Raw genomic sequence first — 23,706 nt, forward strand, 5'->3', positions numbered from 1 at the left:
CGGCCGGGCCAGAAGATGCCGGTCGCCGGCTTGATGCCGAGCTTCTCGATCTCCTTCATCATCGCGATGTTCTCGGCGATGATGCCGCCGGCCAGGAACACCTCGGCGCCGGACTCCTTGAGTTGCAGCATGTCGGACGAGAAGTCCTGCTGGCCCTTCTTGTAGTTGCCGCTGTAGACGACGTTGAGCTTCTTGGCCTTGACCACGCTATCGAAGCCGTCGCGCACGGCGATGCCGTAGTCGTCGTCCTGGGTGATCAGGCCCCATTTCTTGCCCGGGTTCTTGTCGGCGAGGAAGTTGACGAGGTGAACGATGCCCTCCTCGTAGGATTGTCCGACCACGAACACGTTCTTGCGCGGCGGCTCCCACAGGTGCTTGACCGGCGCGACGTCGATCACGGTCGGGATGCCCGACTTCTCCAGCACCGGCATCACGGCGATCGACTGGCCCGAGCCGGAGATGCCGATCATCGCGAACACCTTGTCGACGTCGATCACCTTCTTGACGCCCTGGATGGTGCGCGCGGTGACGTAGCCGTCGTCCTCCAGCACATATTTGATCTTGCGGCCGTTGATGCCGCCGGCGGCATTGGCCTCCGCGATCGCGATTCTGTGGCCGAGCGAGGCCGCGACGCCGAGCAAGGCGGGCGGGCCGGTCAGCGGCTCGACGTCGCCGATCAGGATCTCGGTGTCGGTGATGCCGGGATCGGCGGCACGCGCCGGGCCGGCGACGAGACAGGCGGTGGTGAGCAGCAGCGAGGCTGCCGCCAGATGTTTGATCATGGTCTCCTCCTCATGGTGTCGTGTCTTTTCTTGTTAGTAGCGCAGCGGCCAGTGCACCCAGGCTCGCTTGATGTCGTGCCAGGCGCCGACCAGCCCCCTCGGCTGGAAGCGCAGGAACAGGATGATGACGAGGCCGTAGAGCATACTCTTCAGCTCCTGCGCGCCGGTCGTGAACGTTGCGTCCATCTGCGCGCTGAACAGGCTGAAGACGAGCCTGGTCGCCTCCGGCAGCAGCACGATCAGGACGGTGCCGAGCACCGCGCCGAGCGCCGAGCCGAGCCCGCCGACGATCAGGATCGCCAGTGCCTCGATCGAGAGCAGGAACGGAAAGCCTTCGACGCTGACGAACGACAGATAGATGCCATACAGCGCGCCGGCGATGCCGGTGATGAAGGCCGAGGTGACGAAGGCGAACAGCTTGTAGGCATGCAGGTTGATGCCCATGACGCGGGCCGCGGTGTCGTTGTCCCTGATCGCGACGAAGGCGCGGCCGACCCGGCTGCGGCGGATGTTGAGGGTGGCGAGCAGCGTCAGCGCCGCGATGGCAAGGCAGAGATAGGTGAAGGCGGCGTCGCCATCGAAGCTGATGCCGAAGATCTCGGGCCGCTGCACCTGGATGCCGCGGGCGCCATTGGTCAGCCAGCGCATCTCCAGGATCACGGTGTTGATGATGAAGGAGAAGGCGAGCGTGGTGATGGCGAGATAGAGCCCCTTCAGCCGCAGCGACGGCGCACCCACGATCAGGCTCGCCAGCGCCGGCACCACGCCGGCGCCGAGGAAGCCGACCAGTGGCGGCATCTGATATTTCGACACCAGCACCGCATAGGCATAGGCGCCGGTGACGAGGAAGCCGACATGGCCGAGCGAGATCAGGCCGGTGTAGCCGGTCAGGATGTTGAGCCCGAGCGCGCCGGTCACCGTGATCAGGATGATCATCAGGAACGACAGCGCGTAGGAGTTCAGCAGGTAAGGTGCCACGACCAGCGCCAGCAGCAGCACCGCGGACCACAGCCACACCGGCGGGGAATCGATCAGCGCAACCAGTTCGCCATAAGTCTGCTTGTAGTCGCCGGTCCGCATCACACCCTCTCGATGTCGCGTTCGCCGAAGATGCCGAACGGGCGGATCATCAGCACCACGATGATCATGGCAAAGCCCGCGACCTCCTTCATGCCGGAGCCGAGATAGCCACCGGCCAGGTTCTCGGTGATGCCGATCAGGAGGCCGCCGATGCCGGAGCCCAGTACGGCATCGAGGCCGCCCAGGATCGTCGCCGGGAACGCCTTCAGCCCGAGCTGGAACATGGCCGGCGACAGATCGTAGGACAGCGCGAAGAACACGCCGCCGATGCCGGCGATCACGGAGGACGCGGCCCAGGCCAGCGCATGGACCTTCGTCGCGCTGATGCCCATCAGGAGCGCGGTGCGGTCGTCGGCTGCGACCGCGCGCATCGCGACACCAATCTTGCTGTAGCGGAAGAACGCCCAGATCGCCGCGAGCAGTACAAGCAGCGTCGCGATCACGGCAATCTGGCCCGTTCGTACGCCGATGCCGCCGAGATGGACGATGCCGCGGCCCATGCCGAGTTCGAGGCCGTGCGGGTAGGCATCCCAGATGAAATTGATCGCCGAGCGCAGGATCACCGCGAGCCCGATCGTCACCATCACGGTTGCGAACACCGGCTCGCCCAGCATCGGCCGCATCACCAGCCGCTCGATGACGAGGCCGAGCACGACGGCCGCCAGGATGGCGCCTGTCGCAACGACGAACACGTTGCCGCTGACCGTGGTCGAGATGGTCCAGGCGATATAGGCGGTGATCATGGTCATCTCGCCTTGGGCGAAATTGACCAGGCCGGTCGATTTGTAGATCACCGCAAAGCCCATTGCGATCAGGCCGTAGATCGCGCCGATCGCAAGTCCCGAGATCAGGAGCTGGATGAGATACTGCATTCAGCCCTCCGCCTGGTAGATGATGGCGAGCTCGCGGGCGAACTTTTTCTCGATCATGGCGCGGCGTACCTTCTGCGTCGCGGTCAGCTCGCCGTCGTCGTGGTCGAGCTCCTTTTCCAGGATGGCGAAGCGGCGGACGTTCTCGACCCGGGCGAACCGCTTGTTGGTCTCGCCCACGATCCGCTCAACCAGCTCGTGCACTTCCGGCAGCTGCGACAGCGACTTGTAGTTGGTGTAGGCCAGCGCGCGGTCGCGCGCCCAGCGGCCGACATTGTCGTAATCGACCTGAATGATGGCGCCGAGATACTTCTTGGCCTCGCCGACCACGATCGCTTCCTTGATGAACTCGGAATCCTTCAATGCGTTCTCGATCTCCGACGGGGCGATGTTCTTGCCGCCGGCCGTGATGATGATCGCCTTCTTGCGGTCGACCACGGCGATCTCGCCATTGTCCAGGATGTCGATGATGTCGCCGGTGCGCAGCCAGCCGCCTTGTTCGAGCGAAGCGGTCGAGGCTTTCTCGTCGAGGAAGTAGCCCTTGAAGATACCGGGGTTGCGCAGCAGGATCTCGCCGTCGGTATCGCGCTTCCATTCGGTCTGCGGCAAGGGGATGCCGCAGCCGCCGATCCGGTGATGGCTCTCGGTCTGGATGAAGGCGACGCCGCCGCTCTCGGTCAGTCCATAGCCCTGCGACACCGGGCGACCGATGATGTCGAAGAAGCGCAGCGTCTCCGGCGAAATCGAGGCGCCGGCGCAGAGCCGATGCCGGCTGGTGGCGAAGCCGAGATGGCGCTGCAAATTGCGGAACATCAGCAGATAGAGCAGGCCAAACGCGGCACGGTCGAGTACGTTGGCCGTGCCGGCCTGCCGTCGGTCGGACAGCGCGCGGCCCCAGGCAAGGCACGCCCTGGTAAAGCCCTGCCGCAGCCTGCCGCTCTCGCCGAGCCGGAACAGGAAGCCCTGCTGAAGCTTTTCATAGATGCGCGGCACGCCGACGAAGAAGGTCGGCGCGATCTCGCGGATGTTGATCGCGACGGTGTCGATCGATTCGGCAAAGGAGACGGTGCCGCCGAGCACGAGATGCGTCACCGTGCCGTAGCAACGCTCTGCGACGTGGCACAGCGGCAGATAGCTCACCGCCTCGAACGGCTTGTCGGCGATCCCGACGGTCTTGGCATAGGCATGGGCGGCGTAGACGAGATTGCGGTGGGTCAGCATCGCGCCCTTGGGCGGCCCCGTCGTGCCCGACGTGTAGACCAGGATGCAGACATCGTCGGGCGCGCCCTGGCCGATCAGGCGGTCGAGGGTGGCGTTGGCCTCCGGGTTCTCCTGCGCATAGGTCGTGCCGCGCTCGCAGAGTGCCGTGAACGACATCAGCTCCGACTGGCGATAGTGCCGCAGCCCCTTCATGTCGATGCAGACAATGGCCTCGAGATCAGGCAGGCCGCCATTGTTGGCCATCGCGTCGAGCACCTTGTCGGTCTGCTCCTGGTCGCCTGTCACGACGATGCGGGCGCCCGAATGCTTGACGATGTATTGCAGCTCGACCCAGGGATTGGTCGGATAGATGCCGACCGCAACCGCGCCGATCATCTGGGTGCCGAGATCGGCGTAGAACCATTCCGGCGTGTTCTCGCCGGCGATGGCGATGCGGTCGCCGGGCTTGATGCCGAGCGACAGCAGGCCGAGCGCCACCGCGCGCGCCGTTTCGTAGTAGTGCCGCCAGGAATACGGGTTCCAGATGCCGTAGTCCTTCTCGCGCAATGCCAGCGCCTCGCCGTGCATGGCGGCGCGCTGCCGCAGCAATTGCGGGATGGTGATGGCGGCATCCTCGAGCGCCGCCTGCAACGCATCGGTGGCCGCCGCCGGCGCGCTGCGCGCGGCGCTGGCCTGCAAGGGCGGATGAACGGTGCGATAACTGTCCAGCGTCGACATCACGCGCCCACCTTCATCGCTTCGGCGCGCTGGCCGCCGAGATACGCCTCCGCGACTGCGGGATCGCGCCTGATCTGGTCCGGCGTGCCTTCGGCGATCTTGCGGCCGAAATTGAGCACATGGATGCGATCGGAGATGTCCATCACGATGCGCATCTCGTGCTCGATCATCACGACGGTGATGCCGAGCTCGTCGCGGATGTCGAGCACGAAGCGCGCGATATCCTCAGTCTCCTCCTGGTTCATGCCGGAGACCATCTCGTCGAGCAGCAGCAGCTTCGGTTCGCAGGCGAGTGCGCGGGCGAGTTCGACGCGCTTCTGCTGGCCGTAGGACAGCGTGCCGACCACGGCGTCCCTGATGTGCTCGATCTCGAGGAATTCGATGATGTGCTCGACGCGCTGCCGGGCCGCGATCTCTTCCTTGCGGGTGCAGCCGAAGAACACCACGGCGTCGAGCACGGTCGAGCGCAGATGGGTGTGGCGGCCGGTCAGGATGTTCTCGACCACGGTGCCGTGCTTGAACAGCGCGAGATTCTGGAAGGTGCGGCCGATGCCGACGGCGGCGAACTTCCAGGGCGAAATGGTCGCAAGGTCGATGCCGTCGAAGCTGACGCGGCCGCCGCTTGGCCGCAGCACGCCCGAGATCATGTTGAACAGCGTGGTCTTGCCGGCGCCGTTCGGGCCGATCACGCTACAGATCTCGCCGGAGCTCACCTGCAGGCTGACATCGGCGACGGCCTGCAGGCCGCCGAAGCGTTTCGACAGGTTCTCGATCGCGAGCAGCGCGGTCACGACAGCCACCGCTTGCGGCGCTTGTAATGCTTGACGTCGCGCAGGCTCTTGCGTCCGGCGGACGAGACCCCGAGATAGAATTCCTGGACGTCCTCGTTGGCCGTCAGCTTGCTCGCGGTGCCGTCGAGCACGACGCGGCCGGTCTCCAGGATGTAGCCGTAGTCGGCGATGTCGAGCGCGCGCTGCGCGTTCTGCTCGACCAGCAGCACGGTCATCTTCAACTCGTCGCGTAGGCGGACGATCACCTCGTAGATGCGGTCGATGATCAGCGGCGCGAGGCCGAGCGACGGCTCGTCGAGCGCCAGCAGCACGGGATCGGTCATCAGCGCGCGGCCGATCGCGAGCATCTGCTGCTCGCCGCCCGACATGTAGCCGGCGATCTGGTCGCGGCGCTCATGGAGCCGCGGAAACAGTGCGAACACCTTGTCGCGGCGCTCGCGCGCCTCGGTGCCGGTCCTGGTGTAGCCGCCCATCTGCAAATTCTCGTCGATGGTCAGCGCCGCGAACACGCGGCGGCCTTCCGGCACCTGCACGATGCCGCGGCGAACCAGCTCGTCCGGGGCCAGGCGATGCACCTCGTCGTTGCGGAAACGGATGCTGCCGTTCTCGATCACGCCTTCCTCGGTGTAGAGGATGCCGGACATCGCCTTCAGCAGCGTCGACTTGCCGGCGCCGTTGGAGCCGAGCAGGGCGACGATGCTGCCGTCGGGCACCGCGATCGAGACATCGCGGATCGCCTCGATCGCGTTATCATAGACGATCCGGATGTTGCGGAATTCGAGCAGCGCATCCGGCGCCGGCGTGGCCTGTGACGCTGGCTGCGGCGTCGGGTGCGGGACGGTGGTCGGCATCTTGTTCAGACCCGGCCGGCCGAGCGACGCGGGCGACCGGCGAGGATCGCATCGGTGACGATCTTGGCCGTTTCGGCGCAAGCCTGGGTGCCGCCATTGCCATACTGCTTGACGGCGTCGCCGACGCACCACAGGCCTTCGATGCCGGTTTCGCGCGGCAGGTCGTAACCGGCGCAGCTGCGTTGCGCCGGCCAGTCGTCCCGCATCACCCGGATCGACAGGATTTTGGCCTGGTCGAAATTGGCGAACTGCTCGCGCAGGTCCTCCAACGCAAGCGCAACCTCGGCATCACCATCGAAATCGCCGAGCGCGGGCACCGGCACGGCATAGGCCACATAGAGGTGCCAGCCGGGCGGCGCCAGTTCGGGGCAGGTGGCGGAGAGGTTCGCCATGTTGCAGAGCCGGCGCGTCTTGCCGAAGGTGACGATGCCGGGATGGTTGATCAGCGGCTCGCGGCTCGCGACATTGATGACGATATTGGCGGCCGGGCGCAGGTCGTTCTTGACCTTCGCGATGTAGTCCGCCGGAAACGCCTCGTTGCCGGCCAGCGCGACGGTGGCCTTCGGACCCGCATTGCTGACGACGAGATCGGTATCGATCCGCACCTTCTCGCCGTTGCGCAGCACGGTGACGCCTTCGACCTTGCCGTTCGAGGTATGGATCGTCGTCGCCGGCGTGCCAAGCCAGATATCGCCATTGCGCCTGATCGCGCTGCCGAGGCTGTTCCAGACGCCGATCGTGCCCTGCGGGCAGAAGCCGAACTTCTTGAAGGCGCCCTTGCTGGTGAAATAGGTGAGGAAGGCGCGCGCCGGCAGCTCGGCGGCGTTGCAGGCGAAGATCGCCGCGCAGAGGTTGCGGAACAGCGCGTGCACCGTGGCATTGCTGGTGTAGCCCTTCAGCCAGTCCTCGGTCGATTGCCGTCCGTCGGGCAGATTGCCGGAGCGGGCGTCGGCGAATTTCTCCAGGATGCGCGAGGCCTGCTTGGTCAATTGCCCGAGCAGCAGCGACCAGCCACCGCGGCCGACGTCGATCACCTTGCCGTCGATGAAGAACGAGCTCGCCGGCTCCGGCGCGCGGATATCGAGCGGCGCGCCGACGGTGTGGAAGGTCTCCTCGAACACGCCACCGAACTCGATCGCGATCGCGCCGATATTGACCTTGAAACCGTCGATCTCCTCGGTCGAGGCACGCCCGCCGAGCCGATCCTTGTCGTCCACGACGAGCGTATGCAGGCCACCATGGGCGAGGCGCGCCGCGGCGCACAGCCCGCCGGCGCCGGCTCCGATCACGACAGCATCGACCTTATGAGCATCCACGCGCAGCCTCCCTCGATGCCGCCGGGTTGCTCCCGGCATGCGCAATCCACTTGCTTGATGACGGTCACGATAATATAATCCGACCGGTCGTTCAAATTATTTTTTGACGCAGGTCAATGATCCGGCTGCGCCGGGTAGATGAGTTCTGGTGGACGGTGCCCGCAAAGAGGAGGAGCGCGCGGCGGCAATAGTATAGAGAGACGGAAGCCGCCCGATTCCGGCGGCATCAGCGGTGGACGAGAGAGACGGGTATGGCGCGAACGCGCTCGGAAAATTACGACGAGATCCAGCGGGGCATCCTCACCACCGCCTGCGGCCTGTTCGCGCGCCAGGGCTACATGCGTGCCTCGATCGCGGACCTTGCGGACGCCTGCAAGCTGTCGCGCGGCGCGCTGTATCACTATTTCGACTCCAAGGAAGCGATCCTGTTCGCGATCCTCGATGCGCATATTCGCGAGATGATCGCGGATGTGGAGGTCGCGATGGCCGGCAAGGCGACGACGCTGGAGCAGTTCCGCGCCGCGATCCAGGCCATCGTCGCGCTCAACGCGCGCTCGAGCGACGAGCAGCGCGTCATCCTCAACGACCTCTCGTTCCTCGGCGAGACCGAGCAGGACGCGATCAAGGCGCTGGAGCGCCAGATCGTCGACACGGTCTCCGATCTCCTGGTCAAGCTCGACAAGGAGGGCAAGATCGTCCGGCGGACCAAGAAGATCTACAGCATGATGCTGTTCGGCATCCTGAACTTCAGCCACACCTGGTACGATCCGAAGGGCGGGATCGATCCGACCGAGTTCGCCGACATGGTGGTGGACCTGTTCCTTTACGGCTTTGCGATGCCGGTACCGGCGAAGGATGCTGCGCGGCCGCTGCGCCAGCGCGCGTAGGCTGGCGCATCTTGCAGCGGCGACGTCACTTTTGCAGGATGTGGACGTAGCAGACCGCGCCCACACCTACCATATGCGCCAGCCCGGTCCGCGCCCCCGCGTGCTGGCGTGCGCCCGCTTCGCCACGGAGCTGCATCACGATCTCGCCGATCTGGCCGATGCCGGTCGGGCCGATCGGATGTCCCATCGCGATCAGGCCACCGGAGGGATTGATCGCGCATTGCCCGCCGATATCGAGCGCGCCGTCCTTCAGCATGCGAACGCCATGCCCCTCGGGGCAGAGGCCGATGCTCTCGATATAGTGCAACTCCTCGACCGTGAAGGCATCGTGCAACTCGATGATGTCGAGATCCTTTGCCGTTAGCTTGGCCTGCGCCAACGCGAGGTCGGCGGTCTCCTTGGTGAGCGCCGCGTCGAAGCCGGCGCCGGGCGGATAGACCCGCTCGCTGCGGCCGACCGAGGCTATGGCGCGAATGGCGCGGCCGGCGTCGATGCCCAGTCTGCGAATGCCGTCCTCGGATGCGACGATGACGGCGGCGGCGCCTTCGCCGATCGGTGTGCATTGCAGCGCGGTCAGCGAGCCCGACACCCGCTTGCCGCCGAGCACCTCGTCGAGCGTGCGCTCCTGCTGCCGCTGCGCATTGGGATTCCTGGCGCCGTTACGGTGGTTCTTCACCGCGACCAGCGCGATGTCCTCGGCTGATGCATTGTGACGAACCGCGTATTCATTGGTCAGCAGTGCGAAGTGCGTGAAGGGGACGATGGCGTCTTCGGCAAGGTGGCCGATGCCGGTGTCCGAGCGCCGCACCGGGTTGCGCTTGTCGACGCCGACTGCCAACGCAACATCGGAGATGCCGCTTGCGACCTCGATGCAGGCATGCCGGAACGCGGTCGATCCGGAGGCCGACGCATTCTCGACATGCATCAGCGGGGCGCCGGTCGCGCCGAGATGGCGCAGCATCGGGCGCCCCGAGGCCATGCCGAGCAGCGCGGTCGCGACATAGCTCGATTCCACCGCCGGCCATTCGATGCGCGCGTCGGCGAGCGCGGCGCGGATCGCGGTGAGGCCGAGTTCCACATAGGGCGTCTCGCTCGGGTTCTGATAGCGATGCCAGCCGATGCCGACGACGTAGACCGGCCGCAGATCGTTGAGTGATCGTGTCATAGCAAATCTCCGGATCAGTCAGGATGCATTGCTGAAGCGGAGATCGAGCACGGTCTCGCCGCTCTCGCTCGGCACAGGGGTGAGCTTGCCGGTGACGCGCTGCCCCGGCGCAACCGGCGCGCTGTCGTCGGCCAGCAGGGTGCGGATGACAGGGCCGTCGTCGAGCGCGACCTTGACGATGGTGAAGGGAGCAGGACGGTTCTTGTCGGCGTGCAGGTGCACGGTCGCTTCCGCAAGCAGCGTGCCATTGGTCGACAGCTCGCAAGGCGTCAGCGCATCGCCATGGCTGCCGCAGCGCTCGCAGCCATGGGTCTGCATCGGGAAGAAGACGTATCCGCAACGGCAGCGTCCGCCCTTGAGGTGGACTGCCGTTCCGGCCTGGTCACGCATGCCCCCGGAATAGAGACCGGGTTTCAACAGCTTGTCTCGGTGCATGGTTTCCTCCAAAGAAACTTGTTGACTGACCAACAAACATTATTCTAGGTTGAATGCAAGCAAGAAGTCGCCGCACGGCAACAGGGAGCGAAGCTGAATGGCACGAGCAGTTCGAAGCGCGCCGGAATCGCGAGACGAGGCGCCTGTGTCCCGGCGGACGCAGGGTGAGCGCCGCGATGAAGCGGAGCGGCGGATCCTTGAAGCGGCCGCGCTGATCGTCGCTGAAAACGGGCTCGAGGCGATCACGCTGGCGGAGGCGGGTGCGCGTGCCGGTTACAGCCGCGGATTGCCGTCGCACTATTTCAAGACCAAGGCGGATCTGCTGTCGGCGCTCGGCGCCTACATCATCGATTCCTTCATCGCCGATCGCCGCGCCGCGTCGCCGGAACTGACCGGCTATGACGGCCTGATCGCGTCGTTCAAATACTACTTCGTGATGCCGGCCCGGACGCCCGTCATGGCGCGCGCGTTTCACGCCGTGCTGGCCGGCGCGCTCACCGTGCCGCCGATCACCGCCACCGTCGCCAAGCTCAACCGCGAAACGCGAGGCGAGATCGCCGCGGGTCTCAAGGCGGGAATCGCCGCGGGCCGGTTGCGCCCCGACATCGATCTGGAAACCGAGAGCGCACTGATCCTCGCAGGCCTGCGCGGGTCGGTCGCGCAGTGGCTGGTCGATCCCGAGGGCGTCGATCTCGAAGCCATCAGCGCGCGCTTCATTGCGACCGTCGAAGGAAGGCTGGCGAAATGAGCATTGTGCCCAACAGCGTCGAGTATTGGGCGGCCGATCGTCCCGATGACATCGCCTTCATCGAGGGCGATCGCCGGCTGACATGGTCAGAGCTCAACGATGCGGCGAACCGCGTCGCGCATGGCCTGGCCGCGCGGGGCGTGGCCGCCGGCGACATCGTGGTGCTGCGGACCCAGATCCGGATCGAGTGGCCGATCCTGAGCGAGGCGATTGGCAAGCTGCGCTGCTCGTTGCTCGGGCTCAACTGGCGGCTGACGCCGTCGGAGACGCAATATGTGCTGTCGAACAGCGGCGCCACGGTCGTGGTCTGCGACGACGAGGATCCGTCTGCCCTGACATCGGCCTTCGAGGGCTTGCCGATCAAGCTCGCGGTCGCGATCGGGGCCGCAGCGCCGGGCTTCGTCGCATTCTCCGATCTTCTCGACGCCCCGGCCGAACCGGCGACGTTCAGCGCGGGCCGGCCGCCGCTGATCCTCTACACGTCAGGCACCACCGGCCTGCCCAAGGGCGTGGTCTCGGTGTTGCAGCCGGGCGTGCAGATGGACGCGCGCACCAGCGAGTATCTCTCCGATGTGGCGTCGACCCGGCGCGGCCAGCCCGGCGGCGTGTCGCTGCTGACGTTGCCGCTGCACCATGGCGCCGGCCCGTCGCAAGTCTGGGGCGCGATCCAGCTCGGCAATCCGACCATCATGATGCGGCGCTTCGATCCCGAAGCAGCGCTGCGTCTGATTGCGACGCATCGCGTCACCAACTGGACCGGCGTTCCCACCATGTACAAGCGCCTTGCGGCGCTGTCGAAGGACGTGCTCGACGCCTACGACGTGTCGTCGATCCGCGCACTCTCGGTCGGCGCGGCGCCGGTGCCCTACGAACTGAAGCGCTGGATCATCGGCTATTTCGGCGACGGGGTGCTCGGCGAAGGCTACGGCGCCACCGAGGTCGGCATGATCAGCTTCCTGCCGCCGGACATGCAGCAGCGCAAACCCGGCTCCAGCGGCCGTCCGCACCAGCATGTCGAGATCAGCATTCGCGACGCCGAGGGGCGGGAGCTGCCGCGCAACCAGACCGGCGAGATCTGGATCAGGACGCCGGTGACGATCCGCGCCTATCTGAACGGCAAGCCGCTCGGACCCGATACGCGGGACGCCGATGGATATTTCCGGGTCGGCGACGTCGGCCTGCTCGACGATGACGGTTATCTCTTCATCACCGATCGCGCCAAGGACATGATCATTGCCGGCGGCGTCAACATCTACCCGGCCGAGATCGAGGCCGCGATCCTCAGGCACCCGGACGTGCAGGACGTCGCTGTCATCGGCATCCCCGACGATGAGTTCGGCGAGCAAGTCAAGGCGTTCTGCGAGCTGAAGCCGGGCCACGCGGTGGACCAGGCCGCGATCCTCGATTTCTGCCGCGACCATCTCGCGTCCTACAAGCGGCCCAGGACGCTGTCGATCGTCGATGAACTGCCACGCAACACCATGGGCAAGCTGCTCAAGCGCGAATTGCGCGAGCCCTACTGGAAGGGACGGGAGAGAAACGTATGAGTGATATCCTCGATCTGAACGGCAAGGTGACGCTGGTCACCGGCGCGGGCCAGGGTGTCGGGCGCCAGATCGCGCTGCACTTCGCCGCGCACAAGGCTGCCGGCGTCGTCGTCAACGACTACTTCCTCGATCGCGCCGAGCAGGTCGCGCGCGAAATCAACGCCGCCGGCGGCAAGGCGATCGCGGCGCAGGCCGACGTCACCGATCTCGCGTCGGTGAGGGCGATGATCGGCCAGGCCGAACGGGCCTTCGGTCCGGTCGACGTTCTCGTCAACAATGCCGGCAATGCCGGCGCGACCCCCGATCCCGACGCGCGCAAGCCGTTCTGGGAGACCGGCCCCGAAGTGTGGAACAGCTTTATCGGCGTCAACCTCTACGGCGTCATCAACTGCGCTTCGGCCTGCATCCCGCAGATGATCGAGCGCAAGGGCGGCCGCATCGTCACCATCATCTCGGATGCCGGACGTGCCGGCGAAGCAGGCCTCGAGGTCTATTCGGGCGCGAAGGCGGGCGCCGCGGGCTTTACGCGCGCGGTCGCTCGCTCGCTCGGCCGCCATAACATCACCGCGAATTGCGTGGCGATCGCCGCCACCCTGACGCCAGCGATCGAGGCGCGGCTGAAGGCCAATCCCGAGATGCAGAAGAAGATGATGGAGAAATACGTCATCCGCCGCCCAGGCCTGCCGTCCGACGTCGCCAACATGGTGCTGTTCCTCGCCTCCGATGCGAGTACGTGGATCACCGGCCAGACCTATCCGGTCAATGGCGGCTTTACCTTCGCATTGTGAGGCGCATCAATGACCACTGAAAACGAACAGGTCGTTCTGACCGAGCGGCGCGGTCATATCCTCGTCGTCACCCTGAATCGTCCCGAGGCGCGCAACGCGTGCAATCTCGCACTCGCGCGCGGCATCTCCGATGCAATGGATGTGCTCGATGCGGAGGATGGACTGTTCGTCGGCGTCATCACCGGCGCAGGCGGCAATTTCTCGGCCGGCGCCGATCTCAAGGCGGTCGCGCGCGGCGAGCGTGGCGTCACCGAGCGCGGCGGCTTTGGATTGTTCCGCCGGCCGCCACGCAAGCCATTGATCGCCGCGGTCGAGGGTTATGCCGTCGGCGGCGGGCTCGAGCTTTGCCTGTCCTGCGATCTGATCGTCGCCGCGCGTGACGCCAAGATGGGATTGCCGGAAGTCAGGCACAATGTCGTCGCCGTCGGTGGCGGCCTGTTCCGGTTGCCGAAGCGGATTCCCTATCACGTCGCGATGGAGCTGGCACTCACCGGGCAGTTCAAGGGCGCGGAGTATTTCGAGCGCCTGGGGCTCGTGAACCGGATCGTCGAACCCGGAGAGGCGCTCGAGGCCGCGATCGCGTTCGGCAACGAACTCCTCGTCAACGGTCCGACGGCGCTCGCCGCCTCGAAGGAGATCGTCTTCCAGGCCGCGAACTGGACCGATGAAGCGGGATGGACCGCGCAGGCGCCGATCGCGGACCGCGCCTTCAATTCCGAGGATCGCGTCGAGGGGCTGAAGGCATTCGCCGAGAAGCGCAAGCCGGTGTGGAAGGGGCGCTGATCATGCAGGCGGCTGCCCGCCCGGGCGCGATTCCGGCTGCGATCGCGGAGCGGCTGCGGCTGCCGTTGATCGCAGCCCCGATGCTGCGCGTATCCGGGGTCGATCTGGTGACGGCGGTCTGCCGGGCCGGCGCGATCGGCGCGTTTCCGACCGCGAATGCCCGCTCGGTCGAGGAGCTCGATGCCTGGTTAGACCAGATCGAGCGCGGTGTCGCGGAGCTTGGCCGTCCGGCCGCGCCGCATTGTCCGAACCTCATCATCCGTCAGCCGCGCTTCAAGGATGATCTCGCGTGCCTCGTCAGGCACAAGGTCGAGATGGTCATCACCAGCGTCGGATCGCCAGCGGCGGCGGTCGCGCCGCTGCACGATGTCGGCTGTCTCGTGTTCGCGGACATCGCCTCGCTGCGGCATGCCGAGAAGGCGATCGAGGCGGGCGCTGACGGCTTGATCCTGCTGACCGCAGGTGCCGGTGGTCAGACCGGGTGGGCCAATCCATTCGCCTTCGTGCGCGCGGTGCGCGCGATGTTCGACGGTCCGCTCGTGCTCGCGGGCGGCGTCAGCGACGGCACCGCGCTCGCCGCGGCGCGACTGCTCGGCTGCGATCTCGCCTACATGGGAACGCGCTTCATCGCCGCACGCGAGAGCATGGCGAGCGAGGCCTATCGCAAAATGCTGGTCGACAGCACGCTCGACGACGTCATGCTGACCAGGGCCTTCACCGGCCTCGATGCCAGCATGCTGCGGCCTTCGATCGTTGCCGCGGGGCTCGATCCCGCAAATCTCGACGAGCAGGTGTCGGAGGCGCGCGCACGCGAGAAGTTCGGCGGCAAGAGCGACGCGGAAGGACCGCGGCGCTGGATCGAGGTCTGGAGCGCCGGCCATTCGGTCTCCGGCGTCCGCGCAGTGACGGGAGCTGCCGACATCGTCGACGAGGTCGCTGCGCAGTATCAACTGGCGTGCGCAAGAGGCGCCGCATAAGGCGTCCAATCCAACGGAGGAAACCCATGATGACGATCAGCCGCAGAACGCTGCTCGGGACGACGGCGGCCGGGTTCGCGGCGTGCATTGGCGGCAAGGCATTTGCCGGCGCGTCCTATGATCCCGGCGCCAGTGACGCGGAAATCCGCATCGGGCAGTTCGGACCGCTCAGCGGTCCGGTGTCGTCGTTCGGCGTGCTGGCCAATGCGATGGACGCCTATTTCCGCATGCTGAACGACGCCGGCGGGATCAACGGCCGCAAGATCAGGTTCATCAACTATGACGATGCCTACAGCCCGCCGAAATCGGTCGAGGCGGCGCGGCGGCTGGTCGAGGGCGACGAGGTGCTGTTCATCGCGGGCGCGATGGGAACGCCGGGCAACATCGCCGTGCAGAAATACATGAACGCGCGAAAGGTCCCGCAGCTGTTCCTGGCGGCCGCCGCCAGCAAGCTGTCGGACCCCGCGGTCAATCCGTGGACGATGGTTGGCGGGACCACCTACGAGATCGAGGGCGCCGTCGTCGGCCGCTATATCGCAGGCACTTTCCCGGACGCGAAGATCGGCCTGCTGTACCAGAACGACGATGCCGGCAAGGCAACGCTGTCGGGTCTGAAGACCGGCCTGGGCGCCAGGACCGCGCAGATCGTCTCCGAGCTGAACTACTCGGTCGGCGATCCGACGATCGATTCCCAGATCGTTCAGATGAAATTGGCGGGCGCCAACGTGGTGTTCCTCATCACCATTCCCAAGATGGCGAGCCAGGCGTTGCGCAAGATGGCGGCGCTGGAGTGGCGGCCGCAGGTGTTCCTCGGCGCCGGCAATGCCTCGGTGCGCGCGACGCTGAAGCCCGCCGGGTTCGAAACCGCGCAGGGCATCCTCGCCTTCGCCACCCGGAAAGATCCCGGCAATCCGCTCTGGGCCGATGCGGCCGACATGAAGCAATACATGGCGTTCCTCGATCGCTACGTCCCGAACGCCGATCGCGCCGATGATCTCTATGCGATCGGCTACACTGTTGCGGCGACCGCCGCTCACGTCATCAGCCAATGCGGCGATCAGTTGACGCGCGCCAACGTCATGCACCAGGCGAGCAACCTGAAGACCTTCGCGGCGCCGCTGCTCATCCCCGGTATCACGCTCAACACGACGCCGACCGACTATGTGCCGATCAAGCAGTTCCAGCTGATGCGGTTCAAGGGCGAGGCCTATGAGAAGGTCGGCGAACTGCTCACCGCGGCCTGAGGCGGCTGTCTCCGCCGTTCGGTGGTTAACCCAGCCTTAACCAGGCAGGACGCGCGTCGCGCGGTCTGGAACAGGACAATTCGTCGCAGCCAACCGTGTCTTGTCGCTCGAATCCGATGAGCCTGTGCAACCGTTGATTGACGAATTGTTGCTAAAGAGAAACCGTCCCCGGTTGGGAGCGGAATGTGACGAAGTCAGTGATATCGACGATCTGCCAGGCCAGCGTTGCTCTTGCCTGTCCGTCGAACCGCGCACCCGACATTTTTAACCGTCCCGCATCTTTTAAGGTGATTGCAGTTCCCGCACCGTGGCTGGAGTGGGAGGGCGGCCGCGATCGCGATCTCCGGTAGTGACCCCCGGAGCGCGATCGGGCCGCCCCTTTCCAGCCGGGAGCGGTAACGATGGATGCGCGCAATCGTGAATTCGGGTGCGCAGGTTCCGTCGCTAGGATTGCGATGTCGCCATTTGCCGATGGCTGAACGGCTACGGCTACAGATCAGATCGCAACCTCATCCCGATTTCACTCTTGATGAAGCAATGGTTCCCCGTCCGGATCGCGGTCGCCCTGCTTGCCGTCGTTGCTAGCGCGCTCGTGGTGGCACGTGCGGATTCCGACATGGATGCGCAGATCAGGGACATCGTCGCGTCAGAGCTTGCGCCGACCGCGACCGCGGCCGATCCCGGCGGCCTCGCCGCAGCGGTCTATGCCGGCGGCCGGCTCGCGTTCTTCAACTACGGCGTTGCCGACGCCGCGACGAAACGGCCGGTCACCTCGGACACGCTGTTCAGCCTGGCCTCATTGCGCAAGCTGTTCGAGGCGACGCTGGTCGCGCTCGGCACCGAGCGGGGCGAATTGCGGCTGGATGAGCCTGTCGGCGAGGTCCTGCCCGAGTTGCGCGGCGAGTACATCAGCCGCGTCACCATCGGCGAACTCGTTACCCATACGTCGGGGGTGTTGCTGCCGACCGATCATCCGCCATGGCCGAACGAGACCTTCAGCCGCGACCAGTTCATCGCGATGCTCAATGCATGGACGCCACCGGCCGGCGAGCAGCCCGGCAAGCAGCGCGTCTACAGCCATGCCGGCTATGTGCTGCTGCAACTGGTGCTGGAGCGGCGCTACGGCATGCCGATCGCGACGCTGATCGAGAGCCGCATCCTGAAGCCGCTCGGTATGACCTCGACCTTCGTTCCGGATCGCGGCGACGACAACCGCGCGACAACGACGCCCGAGATCGTGCAGCGCATGGTTCAGGGCTATTCCCACGACGGCGCGCCGATCGGCCCAATCGGCAACCAGCAGAGCTACTTCGATTTTCCGGGCACCGGCCAGATGTTCTCCTCGGCGCGCGATCTCGGCATCTGGCTGCGCGCCTGCCTCGACGACGCTGTGATCGATCCTCAATTGCGTGCGGCGTTGCAGATGACCGAACGCGAGAGTTTTCGCGTCGATGCGAAGTTCGGCCAGGCGATGGCATGGGAGCACGTGCGGCTGGACGGCGTCACCGTCATCGACAAGCCGGGCGGGCTGAACAATGCCTCGGCCTATGTCGGCCTGGTGCCCGCGCGCAGGCTTGGCATCGTGCTGCTCGCCAATCGCGGGGAGTATCCGCACGAGATTGCGCGCTACAGAATACTGCCGGCACTCGCGCGGCTCTGACCAAACCCCGGTATTCTAGCGACAATGCGTGCCAATCCCATGACATGGCCCGGCAGGGGGAGCATGCAAAAATTGCGATGGCGCGTAACGGTGATCGGCTGTATAAGCCAGTAGCTTCTTCTCCATGTTGAAGAGGCTGATATGACCGTTCTCTATCCTGATCTGCACGCTCCTGATTTGCATGCTTGGCTTTCGCAGCAGCCGCACGGCTTGCGGACCTTCAGGACCTTCCAGCAAAAACTCGAGATCTTGAGCAAGGACGACCCCGAGCAACGCGGCGTTTGCCGGCTGCTGAGCGGTCTCGTCGGCAACTACGTCGAAACCTTTGATGAGGAGCCGCTGCCGGTCGCGGTCGCCGACCGTGCCTATGGCCGGCTGCTCGACCTCGTCGCAAGCCTTGATCTCAAGGGCAATTCCGATCGCCGTCTCGCCGACATCAACCGCATCGCGTCCTGCGATCTGGTGAACTGAGTGCGGCTGATGCTTTGGGTCTAGCGGCGCGCTGCCGCGAGCTCGCGATAGAGCGCGGCGTAACGGCCGGCGCGATCGTGCCACGAGACATCGGTGGCCATGCCGGCCTGCTGCAACCGGCGCCAGGTCACCTTGTCGTTGAACAGCAGGTTCGCCGTGCGCAAGCCATGCGCGAGCGCCTCCGAGGTCACCGGTGCGAACTTGACGCCGGTTGCGGCCTCGCCGGTCACCGCGGCCTCGTCGAAGCCGATCACGGTGTCGGCCAGTCCGCCGACATTGGCGACAACAGGGATTGCGCCATAGCGCAGCGCGCAGAGCTGGGTGAGCCCGCAGGGCTCGAAGCGCGACGGCACTGCGAGCGCGTCGGCGCCTGCCTGGATCAGATGCGCCAGCGCCTCGTCATAGCCGATCACGACCGCGATCCGGCCGGGATTGTCGCGCGCCAGCGCGGCATAGCCATCCTGCAAATCGCGGTCGCCGCTGCCGAGCAGCGCGAGCTGGATCCCTTCGCCGAGCAATGTCGGAATATTCTCCAGCAGCAGGTCGAGACCCTTCTGCCATGACAGCCGGCTGATGACGCCGAGCAGCATCGCGTCCGGCGCTGGATCAAGCCCGAAGCGCCGTTGCAACGCCGCCTTGTTGGCCGCGCGCTCCGCGAGATTGTCGGCGCTGAAGCGCGCTGCGATATCGGGATCGGTGGCCGGATTCCACACCGCGATGTCGATGCCGTTGAGGATGCCGCTCAGCACGTCGGCGCGTTCGCGGAGGAGGCCGCCAAATCCCATGCCGCCGTCGTCGCTCTGGATCTCCTGTGCATAGGTCGGCGACACCGTGGTGATGCGGTCGGCGAATTGCAGGCCGGCCTTCAACAGGCTGATGGTGCCGTAATATTCGACGCCGTGAAGCGAGTAGGCCTCGCCGGGCAGGCCGAACGTCGCCAGCATGTCCGGCGAGAACTGTCCCTGATAGGCAAGATTGTGCACCGTCATCACCGTGCCAGGCCGCGGCTGTCCGCCATAATGCAGATAGGCCGGCGCAAGGCCGGCCTGCCAGTCATGTGCATGCACGATGTCCGGAATGAAAGACGGGATCGCGCCCTGGCCGATTTCGGCCGCCATTCGTGACAGGGCCGCGAAGCGAATGCCGTTGTCGGGCCAATCCCGTCCGTCGGGATCGACATAGGGATTGCCAGGGCGTGCATAGAGATGCGGAGCGTCGAGCGCGAACAGATCGAGGCCGTCATGCGAGCCGGCGAGCAGGCGGATCGGGCCGCCGTAGAACTCCGGCCATTGCAGCAGCGTCTCCGCGGAAGCCAGCGCCGTGAGTACGGCGGGATATCCCGGCACCAGCGTCCGCGTCGTGACGCCATGCTCTTTCAGCGCCGCCGGCAGCGCGCCGACCACGTCGGCAAGGCCGCCGGTCTTGACGATCGGGTAGACTTCGGAGGCGACCGCGAGGACGCGGATCGGCGTCATGTGCCGAGCCTGTCGATCATCGACTGGGTGATCAGCGTGATCCCGTTCTCGGTGGTGCGGAAGCGTTTGCCGTCGAATTCGGGATCCTCGCCGACCACCAGCCCTTCCGGAATCCGCACGCCGCGATCGATCACGACGTTCCTGAGCCGCGCGCCGCGCCCGACATTGACATAGGGCATGATCACCGCGTTCTCGACATTGGCGTAGGAATTGACGTGCACGCCGGTGAACAGCAGCGACCGGCGCAGCGACGCGCCCGAGATGATACAGGCACCCGAGACCAGCGAGGTCACGGCCTGGCCGCGCCGGCCGTCCTCGTCATGGACGAACTTGGCGGGCGGGGTGATCTCGGCATAGGTCCAGATCGGCCATGCGCGGTCGTAGAGATCGAGTTCGGGCACCACGTCGGTGAGGTCGATGTTGGCGCCCCAATAGGCGTCGACGGTGCCGACGTCGCGCCAGTAGGAGCGCGGATCGTCGCCGGAGCGGACACAGGAATCGTTGAACTGGTGCGCGACGGCGCGACCGTGCTTGACGATGTAGGGGATGATGTCCTTGCCGAAATCATGGTTGGAATTCGGGTCGGCGGCATCGCGGCGCAGTTCATCGTACAAAAACTGCGAGTCGAACACGTAGATTCCCATGCTGGCGAGCGACTTGTCGGGCTTGCCGGGCATCGGCGGCGGATCGGCCGGCTTCTCCAGGAAGGACTGGATCACGCCGTTGTCGTCGACATGCATGATGCCGAAGCCTGAGGACTCCGCGCGCGGCATCTCGAGGCAGCCGACGGTGACGTCGGCGCCGCTCTCGACATGCTGCTTCAGCATGATCTCGTAATCCATCTTGTAGATGTGGTCGCCGGCCAGCACCAGGATGTACTTGGTGCCGTGCGCCTCGAGGATGTCGATGTTCTGGTAAACCGCATCCGCCGTGCCGAGATACCAGTTGGTTTCCGAGACGCGCTGGCTCGCCGGCAGGATATCAAAGCTCTCGTTTCGCTCCGGGCGGAAGAAGTTCCAACCACCTTGCAGGTGCCGGATCAGGCTGTGCGCCTTGTACTGGGTCGCCACCGCGATGCGGCGGATGCCCGAGTTCACCGCATTGGAGAGCGCGAAATCGATGATGCGGGACTTGCCGCCGAAATAGACGGCAGGCTTGGCACGCTTGTCGGTGAGCTCCTGAAGTCTGCTGCCGCGTCCGCCGGCCAATACATAGGCGAGAGCGTGACGCGACAATGGTTCATTTCCGACGGATCTCATGGTCATCCTCCCAGAACTTCAGGCGTGCTACCGCTTCAGGCTGGCCCCGCTACCTTCTCTTGTCCGGAAGGCCTGATCGGGCGCCAGCGGGGCCGATCGGGAACGTAGCAACTGCGTCCCGGTTGAGCAAAGCGGGATGACGGTTTTCGTTCCCCGGGTTTCGCCTCCCGGGAAGCGGGGTTGCGACTTGGTTAAATCTATTGACGACGCGCGATTTCGGCCTAGAGCAAGCCTGCGCATTTTTCCTGCCCAGGCCGGCATCTCATGACAGTTTCTTCCGTCACCCCCCAGGACATCCGTTCGGCGCTGCTGCTGCGCCGGGAGATCGCGCTGCTCGACGTCAGGCATGAAGCGGAATTCGCCACCGGCCATCCGCTGTTCGCCGCCAACATGGCGGCCGGACGGATTGTGCTCGAAGCCGAGCTGCGCCTGCCGCGCAAGGACGTGCCGATCGTGCTCTATGACAATGGTGAGGGGCTGGTCACTGCCGCGGCTGAGCAGTTGCAGGCGCTCGGCTATGGCAACATTGCGACGCTCGCCGGCGGCTTGCAGGGCTGGAAGGCAGCCGGTTACGAGTTATTCGCGGACGTCAATTCCTACGCCAAGGCGTTCGGCGAACTGGTCGAGGCACGGCGCCACACGCCGTCGCTCAGCGCCGATGAGGTCGTAGCCCTGATCTCCGCCAAGGCCAATATCGCGATCCTCGATGTCCGCCGCTTCGACGAATATGCCACCATGAACATCCCGGGCTCGGTCAGCGTGCCCGGCGCGGAGCTGGTGCTGCGCGCCGGTAGCGCGGCGCCCGATCCCGACACCACCATCATCGTCAACTGCGCCGGCCGCACCCGCTCGATCATCGGCACGCAATCGCTGATCAATGCCGGGCTGCCCAACCAGGTGCGGGCGCTGCGCAACGGCACGATCGGCTGGACGCTCGCGAAGCACGATCTCGAACACGGCGCGGAGAAGCGCGGCGGTGTCGGGCCGTTCGCGGGCGCGGCGGATAGCGCGCGCGACGTCGCCTATCGCGCCGGCGTCCGTCACATCGGCATGGCCGAGCTCGCCGCGCTAGACGGCGACGCGCACCACACGCTGTATCGCTTCGACGTGCGCGATGCGGACGACTACGCCGCCGGTCATCTGGCCGGCTTCCGGCATTATGCCGGCGGCCAGCTGGTGCAGGAGATCGACATGGCAGCCCCGGTGCGCGGCGCACGCATCGTGCTGACCGACGACAAGGGCATCCGCGCCGACATGACGGCGTCCTGGCTCGCCCAGATGGGTTGGGAGGTCTATGTGCTCGAGGGCGGTTATGACGGCGCGCTCGAAGTCGGGCCGCCGCGCGTGGTGCCGCGGCCCGATCTCGCGCATCGCTACCGGCGGCCCTATGAAGGCACCGATGTCGCGGAACGGGCGATGCAGGCCTATCTCGATTGGGAATACGGCCTCGTCGACCAGCTCCGTCGCGACGGCACGCACGGGTTTTATGTGATCTGAGCGGCGCGCGGCCCGGTTCATGCGTCGCGGCTATTCCCGTCATTGCGAGCCAACGGGTCGCGCGAACGCGCGCCCGATGACAGGCTCCGCAAAGCAATCCACGTCACCGCATATGCGGCAAGATGGATTGCTTCGTCGCTGTCGCTCCTCGCAATGACGAGGCTGGTTCCCTACTTCGGTAGCGCGACCGGCGTCAGCTTGAACGAGCCGGGGTCCTTGCCCTTGTTGTCGCCGATCAGGTAGGACAGCTTGCCTTCGGCGATCCAGCCGACGTCACCGATCTGCGTCACGGAGACGGGCTCGGCAAGACCGTCCTTGATGGTATCGATCGTCGCCTCGTTGCCCTTCACCGTGACCTTGTCGAGCTTGCCGTTGCCCTCGATCAGCAGGAAGTCGCCGCCATGGGCGCGCAGCGCATCGGCGTGATCGAGCGGCCGCGACGGCTTCAGCTCGGTCACGGCACCGGCCTTGCCGTCCTTGACCTCGATCTTGAACAGCTTGGCCGGAATGAAGGTCGTGACATAGAGATTGCCGTCGGCGCCGATCGCGATGCCGTCGAGCCCGACGCCGTCCTTGGCCGGTGCGAGTTGCGGATCGGTGGCGAAGGTCGCAAGCGCGGTGCCGCCCGGCTTCAGGCTGTAGACGTACGGCGCGAAGGAATCGCTGACATAGGCGGTGCCGTCGGCGCCAACCACGATGTCGTTGCAGAACGATTTCGGATCGCTCAGGGCAAAGCTGCCCTTTGGCGCGCCGCTCTTGAGATCGAAGGTTTTCAGCCAGGCGCCCTTGGTGTCGCTCGGTCCCGCGACGCCCATCGCGCTGATGTCGTTGGAGCAGACATAGAGCGTCCCGCTCTTCTCGTCGGCGAGCACGCCCAGCGTCGAGCGGCTGTCGCCGGCGCCCGGCTTGACCAGCTGCTCGGCCTTGCCGCCCGAGATCTTGGTCACCCCGCCATGATTGAAGCTGCCGACGTAGAGCGTCCCGTCGGAGGTCGAGGTCACGCTCTCCGGAAAACTCTTGTCAGGAACGCCCACCGGAGCGGTTTCGGCGCGGGCCGCGCCGGCCATGCCGAGCGCAAGGATGGCAGCCGCAGCGCTTGCGAGATTCTTGTTCTTTCGCGTTTTCTTCACGCGAACCGGTATC

The 23,706-nt window shown here is 65.6% G+C and carries 22 protein-coding genes; 10 read left to right on the plus strand and 12 right to left on the minus strand.

What is annotated here, in order from left to right:
• The 7 genes from B2W55_RS31680 to B2W55_RS31710 form a co-directional block, all read right to left on the minus strand.
• The coding region (locus tag B2W55_RS31680) for an ABC transporter substrate-binding protein (protein ID WP_291532729.1) at positions 1 to 782 on the minus strand (782 nt) is incomplete at its 3' end.
• A 33-nt stretch (positions 783 to 815) separates the two neighbouring features.
• Complete coding sequence (locus B2W55_RS31685; RefSeq protein WP_024580556.1) at positions 816 to 1,862, minus strand: branched-chain amino acid ABC transporter permease; 1,047 nt, start codon at positions 1,860 to 1,862, stop codon at positions 816 to 818.
• On the minus strand, positions 1,862 to 2,734 hold the full coding sequence (locus tag B2W55_RS31690) for a branched-chain amino acid ABC transporter permease (protein WP_024580557.1): 873 nt from the start codon (positions 2,732 to 2,734) through the stop codon (positions 1,862 to 1,864). Before B2W55_RS31690 ends, B2W55_RS31685 begins: the two co-directional genes overlap by 1 nt.
• On the minus strand, positions 2,735 to 4,669 hold the full coding sequence (locus B2W55_RS31695; protein ID WP_029878995.1) for an AMP-dependent synthetase/ligase: 1,935 nt from the start codon (positions 4,667 to 4,669) through the stop codon (positions 2,735 to 2,737).
• Positions 4,669 to 5,460 carry an ABC transporter ATP-binding protein gene (locus B2W55_RS31700; protein ID WP_024580559.1) on the minus strand — a complete coding sequence of 264 codons (792 nt, stop codon included), beginning with the start codon at positions 5,458 to 5,460 and terminating at the stop codon, positions 4,669 to 4,671. Before B2W55_RS31700 ends, B2W55_RS31695 begins: the two co-directional genes overlap by 1 nt.
• A complete protein-coding gene (locus B2W55_RS31705; protein ID WP_024580560.1) occupies positions 5,457 to 6,311 on the minus strand; it encodes an ABC transporter ATP-binding protein in 855 nt (284 codons plus the stop codon). Before B2W55_RS31705 ends, B2W55_RS31700 begins: the two co-directional genes overlap by 4 nt.
• Before the next feature lie 5 nt (positions 6,312 to 6,316).
• Positions 6,317 to 7,627, minus strand: coding sequence for a phytoene desaturase family protein (locus tag B2W55_RS31710; protein ID WP_244442174.1), 1,311 nt, complete (start codon positions 7,625 to 7,627; stop codon positions 6,317 to 6,319).
• Positions 7,628 to 7,878: 251 nt separating this feature from the next.
• Here B2W55_RS31710 and B2W55_RS31715 point away from each other — a divergent pair, with 251 nt between their 5' ends.
• The gene (locus B2W55_RS31715; protein ID WP_024580562.1) at positions 7,879 to 8,514 is read left to right on the plus strand and encodes a TetR/AcrR family transcriptional regulator; all 636 of its coding nucleotides are present in this window, start codon (positions 7,879 to 7,881) and stop codon (positions 8,512 to 8,514) included.
• 25 nt (positions 8,515 to 8,539) lie between these two features.
• On the opposite strand, the gene B2W55_RS31720 is transcribed toward B2W55_RS31715, so the two are convergent.
• Together B2W55_RS31720 and B2W55_RS31725 are read right to left on the minus strand one after the other, a co-directional pair.
• Positions 8,540 to 9,679, minus strand: a complete 1,140-nt coding sequence (locus B2W55_RS31720) for a thiolase family protein (RefSeq protein ID WP_024580563.1) — start codon at positions 9,677 to 9,679, stop codon at positions 8,540 to 8,542.
• 18 nt (positions 9,680 to 9,697) lie between these two features.
• On the minus strand, positions 9,698 to 10,114 hold the full coding sequence (locus B2W55_RS31725) for a Zn-ribbon domain-containing OB-fold protein (protein ID WP_024580564.1): 417 nt from the start codon (positions 10,112 to 10,114) through the stop codon (positions 9,698 to 9,700).
• Between the two features lie 145 nt (positions 10,115 to 10,259).
• Between B2W55_RS31725 and B2W55_RS31730 the strand changes: the two genes are divergently transcribed.
• The 8 genes from B2W55_RS31730 (at position 10,260) to B2W55_RS31765 (ending at position 18,332) form a co-directional block, all read left to right on the plus strand.
• Entirely contained in the window at positions 10,260 to 10,862 is a 603-nt protein-coding gene (locus tag B2W55_RS31730) for a TetR/AcrR family transcriptional regulator (RefSeq protein WP_024580565.1), read from the plus strand.
• A complete protein-coding gene (locus B2W55_RS31735) occupies positions 10,859 to 12,409 on the plus strand; it encodes a class I adenylate-forming enzyme family protein (RefSeq protein WP_024580566.1) in 1,551 nt (516 codons plus the stop codon). Before B2W55_RS31730 ends, B2W55_RS31735 begins: the two co-directional genes overlap by 4 nt.
• Positions 12,406 to 13,197 (plus strand): SDR family NAD(P)-dependent oxidoreductase, encoded by a 792-nt coding sequence (locus B2W55_RS31740; RefSeq protein WP_024580567.1) that lies wholly within the window; start codon positions 12,406 to 12,408, stop codon positions 13,195 to 13,197. Before B2W55_RS31735 ends, B2W55_RS31740 begins: the two co-directional genes overlap by 4 nt.
• A gap of 9 nt (positions 13,198 to 13,206) precedes the next feature.
• Entirely contained in the window at positions 13,207 to 13,980 is a 774-nt protein-coding gene (locus B2W55_RS31745; protein ID WP_024580568.1) for a crotonase/enoyl-CoA hydratase family protein, read from the plus strand.
• 2 nt (positions 13,981 to 13,982) lie between these two features.
• A complete protein-coding gene (locus tag B2W55_RS31750; protein ID WP_024580569.1) occupies positions 13,983 to 14,957 on the plus strand; it encodes an NAD(P)H-dependent flavin oxidoreductase in 975 nt (324 codons plus the stop codon).
• Positions 14,958 to 14,983: 26 nt separating this feature from the next.
• A complete protein-coding gene (locus B2W55_RS31755; RefSeq protein ID WP_244442175.1) occupies positions 14,984 to 16,201 on the plus strand; it encodes an ABC transporter substrate-binding protein in 1,218 nt (405 codons plus the stop codon).
• A gap of 529 nt (positions 16,202 to 16,730) precedes the next feature.
• Entirely contained in the window at positions 16,731 to 17,861 is a 1,131-nt protein-coding gene (locus tag B2W55_RS31760; RefSeq protein WP_080891079.1) for a serine hydrolase, read from the plus strand.
• Positions 17,862 to 18,002: 141 nt separating this feature from the next.
• Positions 18,003 to 18,332 (plus strand): hypothetical protein, encoded by a 330-nt coding sequence (locus B2W55_RS31765; RefSeq protein ID WP_024580571.1) that lies wholly within the window; start codon positions 18,003 to 18,005, stop codon positions 18,330 to 18,332.
• Between the two features lie 20 nt (positions 18,333 to 18,352).
• Here B2W55_RS31765 and glgA read toward each other — a convergent pair whose 3' ends face one another.
• Both glgA and glgC read right to left on the minus strand, forming a co-directional pair.
• Positions 18,353 to 19,807: a glycogen synthase GlgA gene (glgA, locus tag B2W55_RS31770; RefSeq protein ID WP_024580572.1), complete on the minus strand. Its 1,455-nt coding sequence runs from the start codon at positions 19,805 to 19,807 to the stop codon at positions 18,353 to 18,355.
• Positions 19,804 to 21,066: a glucose-1-phosphate adenylyltransferase gene (glgC, locus tag B2W55_RS31775; RefSeq protein ID WP_024580573.1), complete on the minus strand. Its 1,263-nt coding sequence runs from the start codon at positions 21,064 to 21,066 to the stop codon at positions 19,804 to 19,806. Before glgC ends, glgA begins: the two co-directional genes overlap by 4 nt.
• A 264-nt stretch (positions 21,067 to 21,330) precedes the next feature.
• On the opposite strand from glgC, the gene B2W55_RS31780 reads away from it, so the two are divergent.
• Positions 21,331 to 22,563, plus strand: a complete 1,233-nt coding sequence (locus tag B2W55_RS31780) for a rhodanese-like domain-containing protein (protein ID WP_024580574.1) — start codon at positions 21,331 to 21,333, stop codon at positions 22,561 to 22,563.
• A 170-nt stretch (positions 22,564 to 22,733) separates the two neighbouring features.
• Here the strand turns inward: B2W55_RS31780 and B2W55_RS31785 are convergent, their stop codons facing one another.
• Positions 22,734 to 23,630, minus strand: coding sequence for a hypothetical protein (locus B2W55_RS31785; protein WP_414631660.1), 897 nt, complete (start codon positions 23,628 to 23,630; stop codon positions 22,734 to 22,736).
• Positions 23,631 to 23,706: the final 76 nt, after the last annotated feature.

Origin of the sequence: Bradyrhizobium sp. UBA2491, assembly GCF_002341725.1 — a bacterium.
Classification (GTDB): domain Bacteria; phylum Pseudomonadota; class Alphaproteobacteria; order Rhizobiales; family Xanthobacteraceae; genus Bradyrhizobium.

Excerpts from the sequence above, each read along its gene's own strand:
- B2W55_RS31725 (WP_024580564.1), bottom strand. The coding sequence starts at position 10,114 with ATGCACCGAGACAAGCTGTTGAAACCCGGTCTCTATTCCGGGGGCATG.
- glgC (WP_024580573.1), bottom strand. The coding sequence starts at position 21,066 with ATGAGATCCGTCGGAAATGAACCATTGTCGCGTCACGCTCTCGCCTAT.
- B2W55_RS31685 (WP_024580556.1), bottom strand. The coding sequence starts at position 1,862 with ATGCGGACCGGCGACTACAAGCAGACTTATGGCGAACTGGTTGCGCTG.
- B2W55_RS31735 (WP_024580566.1), top strand. The coding sequence starts at position 10,859 with ATGAGCATTGTGCCCAACAGCGTCGAGTATTGGGCGGCCGATCGTCCC.
- B2W55_RS31695 (WP_029878995.1), bottom strand. The coding sequence starts at position 4,669 with ATGTCGACGCTGGACAGTTATCGCACCGTTCATCCGCCCTTGCAGGCC.
- B2W55_RS31750 (WP_024580569.1), top strand. The coding sequence starts at position 13,983 with ATGCAGGCGGCTGCCCGCCCGGGCGCGATTCCGGCTGCGATCGCGGAG.
- B2W55_RS31755 (WP_244442175.1), top strand. The coding sequence starts at position 14,984 with ATGATGACGATCAGCCGCAGAACGCTGCTCGGGACGACGGCGGCCGGG.
- B2W55_RS31690 (WP_024580557.1), bottom strand. The coding sequence starts at position 2,734 with ATGCAGTATCTCATCCAGCTCCTGATCTCGGGACTTGCGATCGGCGCG.
- B2W55_RS31705 (WP_024580560.1), bottom strand. The coding sequence starts at position 6,311 with ATGCCGACCACCGTCCCGCACCCGACGCCGCAGCCAGCGTCACAGGCC.
- B2W55_RS31740 (WP_024580567.1), top strand. The coding sequence starts at position 12,406 with ATGAGTGATATCCTCGATCTGAACGGCAAGGTGACGCTGGTCACCGGC.
- glgA (WP_024580572.1), bottom strand. The coding sequence starts at position 19,807 with ATGACGCCGATCCGCGTCCTCGCGGTCGCCTCCGAAGTCTACCCGATC.
- B2W55_RS31760 (WP_080891079.1), top strand. The coding sequence starts at position 16,731 with ATGAAGCAATGGTTCCCCGTCCGGATCGCGGTCGCCCTGCTTGCCGTC.
- B2W55_RS31715 (WP_024580562.1), top strand. The coding sequence starts at position 7,879 with ATGGCGCGAACGCGCTCGGAAAATTACGACGAGATCCAGCGGGGCATC.
- B2W55_RS31720 (WP_024580563.1), bottom strand. The coding sequence starts at position 9,679 with ATGACACGATCACTCAACGATCTGCGGCCGGTCTACGTCGTCGGCATC.
- B2W55_RS31745 (WP_024580568.1), top strand. The coding sequence starts at position 13,207 with ATGACCACTGAAAACGAACAGGTCGTTCTGACCGAGCGGCGCGGTCAT.
- B2W55_RS31780 (WP_024580574.1), top strand. The coding sequence starts at position 21,331 with ATGACAGTTTCTTCCGTCACCCCCCAGGACATCCGTTCGGCGCTGCTG.
- B2W55_RS31765 (WP_024580571.1), top strand. The coding sequence starts at position 18,003 with ATGACCGTTCTCTATCCTGATCTGCACGCTCCTGATTTGCATGCTTGG.
- B2W55_RS31785 (WP_414631660.1), bottom strand. The coding sequence starts at position 23,630 with ATGGCCGGCGCGGCCCGCGCCGAAACCGCTCCGGTGGGCGTTCCTGAC.